We start from the raw sequence: 5,217 nt of genomic DNA on the forward strand, positions 1-5,217 counted from the left end.
TTTGCTGATAGTGATTGTTGTGGTTATCACTGTTGTAATACATGCTCTCCTCAATTGACAAGGCATCCACTTTGATATTGCAGGATATTTTTATTAAGCACAATGCGCTTAGCCTTACGTTATTTTAATCGTAACGGCTCATCAATAATCAACTATTTTGTTAGCATGTATTTTGATGATGGTAGTGTCAATTTCTGTGAAGATATTTTTGGCAAAAAAAGGGACAGTAGCGTGACTGTCCCCTTTATCATAGTGCGGTAGGGCTTACTTTATTATAAAAGTAAACAATTAGCTAGCAGGTACGTCAAAGTAATTAAGGTCAAAGTTCATCATCGGGTCACTACCAGCTTTAACCATCTGAGCATGAGCATCGATACGTGGCAAGATACGGCCAAGGAAAAAATCGGCAAGCTTCGCTTTATTGGTGTAGAAATCACATTCTTTACAGTTAGCTGCTTCGACCATTCATGCAAACATGTACGAGTTAGCGAGGTAACCAAAAGCGTGCATGTAGTCAACAGCACAGCCGTTAACTTCATTCTTACGCTCACCAATGTTATTTAAGACAGTCGTGGTTAGCTCTTCAATCGTATCAGCAGCGCCCAGTGTTGCTTGCTTGATGCCATGATCTGCTTGCATGTTATTGACAAAATCACGAATTTCACTTAAGAAATGGGTGACATATTTGCCATTATTACGAGCCACTTTACGACCTAATAGGTCAAGTGATTGGATACCATTAGTGCCTTCATAAATCTGGGCAATACGAGTATCACGAACGATTTGCTCCATACCCCATTCGCGGATATAGCCATGACCACCAAATACTTGCTGGCAATCAATGGTGGCTTCTAGTGCTTTGTCGGTTAAGAATGCTTTAGCAACGGGTGTCAATAGTGCAACACGAGCAGCTGCTGCTTGAGCAGCTTCAGGATCAGTACTAAACTTCTCTGCATCAAGATTTTTGGCCACGTACATCGCAAAACAACGTGATGCTTCAGTGTTGGCTTTAGCATTCAATAGCATGCGGCGTACATCGGCATGATGAATGATCGCATCGGCTGGTTTCTCTGGGCTTTGAATCTGCGTATCGCTACGACCTTGACCACGGTCATTGGCATATAGCGCCGCATTTTGATAGGCAAGCTCAGAACCACCAAGACCTTGTAGACCCATGGTTACACGCTCATAGTTCATCATGATAAACATTGATGACAGACCGGTATTTTCTGCACCAACCATCCAGCCTTTGGCGCTGTCAAAGTTCATCACACAAGTTGCAGATGCTTTGATACCCATTTTGTGCTCGATAGAGCCGACTGCTAAGGTGTTGCGCTCGCCTAAGCTACCATCTTCGTTGACCAAGAACTTCGGTACCACAAATAGTGAGATACCTTTAGAGCCTTCTGGTGCATTAGGTGTTTTTGCCAATACCAAATGAATGATATTGTCAGTGAGGTCATGCTCACCGCCGGTGATAAAGATTTTGGTGCCAGAGATGTCGTAGCTACCGTCATCGTTAGGGATAGCTTTGGTTTTGATGATACCTAAGTCAGTACCGGCATGTGGCTCGGTCAAGCACATGGTACCAGCCCATTCACCGTTGTACATTTTTTCTAGATAGGTTTGCTTTTGCTCTTCAGAAGCAGCGGCATTTAAGCAAAGTGTCGCACCAACCGTTAGGTTGGGGTAGAGGGCAAATGATTGGTTAGCAGTGAAAACCATCTCTTCAGTCAGCATGGTAACCATTTTTGGGAAGCCTTGACCACCGTATTCAGCGTTACCACTTAAACCAACCCAACCTGATTCAGCAAATTGCTTGTAAGCTTCTTTGAATCCAGTTGGGGTAGTGACGACACCATCACCATGAAAGGTTGCGCCTTCTTCATCGCCGCTACGGTTGATAGGTAGTAGAATGTTTTTTGACAGTTTTGCCATTTCTTCCAGAATCATATCGACTGTTTCCATGTCGACATGAGCTAAGTTTTCGTTATTTTGCCAAAATTGTGGCGCTTTAAATACGTCAGTTAAAATAAAGCGCATGTCGTTAAGAGGGGCATTATAAACGGCCATAAACATTCCTTTGGTTTAAATAAATAAAAGTGAGTTGGACAAAATTTTTCAAGAGGTTTTTTGAGTTAGGCTTCACTATTCATTGCTATAGTTTAGCAAATTAGCATATGAACGGGTGTATTTGTTCGTGAATTATGCGTACACCAAAAGTGTTTATCATTCGATTCAAAAACTGACTATAGCAGTTTTTCAATCGTTAATAACAAAATCGGCAACACACCTTGGTATGTTGCCGATAGAGGATGCCTTATTTAGCGCAGCAAAAAAATGATCACTCAAGCGCTTTTAGTGTTTATTAAAACGCAAATTGGTCAACATCCATCGTCATGTACGGTTCAACACCAGTGCTGATACGCTGTACGTGAGTCGTTGTACGTGGCAGCAATTTAGCAAAATAGAACTGTGCTGTTTTTACTTTGGCATCATAGAATGCATGCTCGCTGCTACCATTGACGATTTCGGTTTGTGCTACTAATGCCATACGGGCCCATAAGTAGGCAAGCGTCACGTAACCGCTAAAATACATATAGTCAACCGCCGCACCGCCAACTGCTTCTGGGTTTTCAGTCGCTTGCATGCTGATACGTGCGGTCAAATCGCCCCATTCTTTTAAATGCTTGGCAAGTGGGCGAATAAATTGACCCATCTCATCATTATCTTGGTTTTCTTCACAGAATGTTTGGATGATTTTAACAAAGTTTGAAAGCAATTTACCTTGTGAGCCGAGCACTTTGCGACCTAGTAAGTCTAGCGCTTGAATTTCAGTCGTGCCTTCGTATAAGCAAGCAATGCGTGTATCACGGACGTTTTGCTCCATACCCCATTCGCTGATAAAGCCATGACCACCATAAACCTGTACGCCATGGTTAGCCGCTTCCAGACCCGTTTCAGTCAAGAAAGCTTTAGCAATCGGTGTCAATAGTGACAGCATTTGGTCAGCAAATTTCAGCTCATCGCCTTCACCTTTTGCGACGGTATCGGCAAAATGTGAGAGATAATAAACCAAGGCACGACCACCTTCGGCAAAGGCTTTTTCGGTCAATAGCATATTACGAACTGCTGGATGTACGATGATTGGGTCAGCTGCTTTTTCTGGCGCCTTAGCACCAGATATTGAACGCATCGCTAGACGGTCTTTAGCATAAGCTAATGAGCCTTGGAATGCGTATTCTGCAGCGGTTACACCTTGTACAGCTGTGCCGATACGGGCAACGTTCATAAAAGTAAACATGCACTGTAGACCGCGATTTTCTGGACCAATCAGATAGCCAGTAGCGCCATCAAAGTTCATGACACAAGTCGCTGAGGCTTTGATACCCATTTTGTGCTCGATAGAACCACAAACGACTTGATTGTTTTCGCCCAAGCTGTTGTCTTCATTGACCATGATTTTAGGTACAATAAACAGCGATATACCTTTGGTGCCAGCAGGCGCGCCTGGCAGACGAGCCAAGACGATATGAATGATATTGTCCGCTAAGTCATGCTCACCCGCTGAGATAAAGATTTTTTGACCAGTAATGCTATAACTGCCATCAGTATTCGGTTCAGCTTTGGTGCGGATAATACCCAAGTCAGAGCCGGCATGTGCTTCAGTCAAACACATAGTGCCTGACCATTCGCCGCTTACCATTTTTTCTAAGTAAGTTTGTTTTTGATCGTCCGTACCATGGTGTTCGATGGTTTGAATGGCACCATGCGATAATCCAGGATACATCGAGAATGACCAGTTAGCCGTACCAACCATCTCATTGATGACAGTTGACAATGAAAATGGCATGTTTTGACCACCGAATGCTTCTTCAGCGGACAAAGCTGGGAAGCCAAGCTCACAGTATTGCTTATATGCTTCTTTAAAACCTTTTGGTGTCGTCACTTGACCGTTATTAAATTGGCAGCCTTCAGCATCACCGCTTTGGTTCAATGGTGACAGCTCGTTTTCAGCAAAGCTTGCTGCCATCTCAAACAGGCTGTCCATCAACTCGCGATCTGCTTCTTGAAAAGCTGGCAAGGTTTTATAGTGACTTTCGCTGTCAAGTAACTCATGCATCACGAATTGGATATCACGTAGGGGTGCTTTATATTGCATAACTTCCTGTCCTTTTTAGTGTATGACCGATAGCGATAGCATAACTGTATTTTTAAGTTTGAATTGCTAGTATCTTGCTGGCATGGGATGTGTCTGCATTATTAACAAACAACGACACCGATCATATGAAATAACATTGAGAAGAGAGAAAAGAATTAAGACCGTATCTGTAAATTCTTGGTAAAAGATAGGCGTTCACTGGAAAATATACAAGTTTGGTGACAAGACTGATAAGTCATCAACCTGTCTTGCATCCTATGTGCAATATAGCTTACGGGCTATGATATTTAATAATCAGTTTAGAGTCATTTAATAAATAGGCTTTTATATTAGCCTTCTACTTATCATTATTTTTTGACAAATGTTGTTGCACTAGCATATTGGTTGCCGCCTCAGCCGACATAGGTTTGCCAAACCAATAGCCTTGACCGTATTGACACCCCATAGCCAATAAAAAATCGCGCTGCTGTTCGTTTTCGATGCCCTCAGCAATGACCTGCATGTCAAGTGCCTGTGCCAATGCCAAAATCGCTTTAACAATAGCGCGCTGGGTTTTATCCTCCACAATTTTGGAGATAAAGCTTTTGTCGATTTTAATAAAGTCAAATGGATACTCTTGCAGATAACTCAAAGAAGCGTAGCCGGTACCAAAATCATCTAAAGCCAAGCAAATTCCGAGCTCCTTTAGCAGGTCAAGCTGTTTTTTGACATTATCATGACGTTTTATCAAAGAAGATTCTGTCACTTCAATATGTAACTGATGTGCTGCAATCCGATGCTGTAGCAGTAAATTTCTGACCACATCAAAAAATTCTGGATTACTGAATTCGGCGGCATCGGCATTGATACAAATGTGTTGGTCAAAGCCGAGTTTTTGCCAAATCGTTAACTGCTCAGCGATTTGGTTTGCCATCTGAGAGAATAGCTCAAGCGATAATTTGTGAGAGATGAGGGCATCAATAAAATTGATAGGTTTTAGTAAACCACGGGTAGGATGCTGCCAGCGTACTAAAGCTTCAAAGCCTGAAATATCGCCTGTATCTAGAGCGAATTTG

General features: G+C 42.6%; 2 protein-coding genes and 1 pseudogene. All 3 read right to left on the reverse strand.

Going from position 1 to position 5,217, the window contains the following annotated elements:
* Nucleotides 1-288: 288 nt before the first annotated feature.
* Nucleotides 289-2,073 (reverse strand): annotated as a pseudogene (locus VLN09_RS02650) (acyl-CoA dehydrogenase C-terminal domain-containing protein).
* Between the two features lie 295 nt (nt 2,074-2,368).
* On the reverse strand, nt 2,369-4,162 hold the full coding sequence (locus VLN09_RS02655) for an acyl-CoA dehydrogenase C-terminal domain-containing protein (protein ID WP_325243662.1): 1,794 nt from the start codon (nt 4,160-4,162) through the stop codon (nt 2,369-2,371).
* 337 nt (nt 4,163-4,499) lie between these two features.
* A partial coding sequence (locus VLN09_RS02660; RefSeq protein WP_325243663.1) for an EAL domain-containing protein occupies nt 4,500-5,217 on the reverse strand: 718 nt, incomplete at its 5' end.

Source organism: Psychrobacter sp. (genome assembly GCF_035469765.1).
In the GTDB taxonomy this organism is placed as follows: domain Bacteria; phylum Pseudomonadota; class Gammaproteobacteria; order Pseudomonadales; family Moraxellaceae; genus Psychrobacter.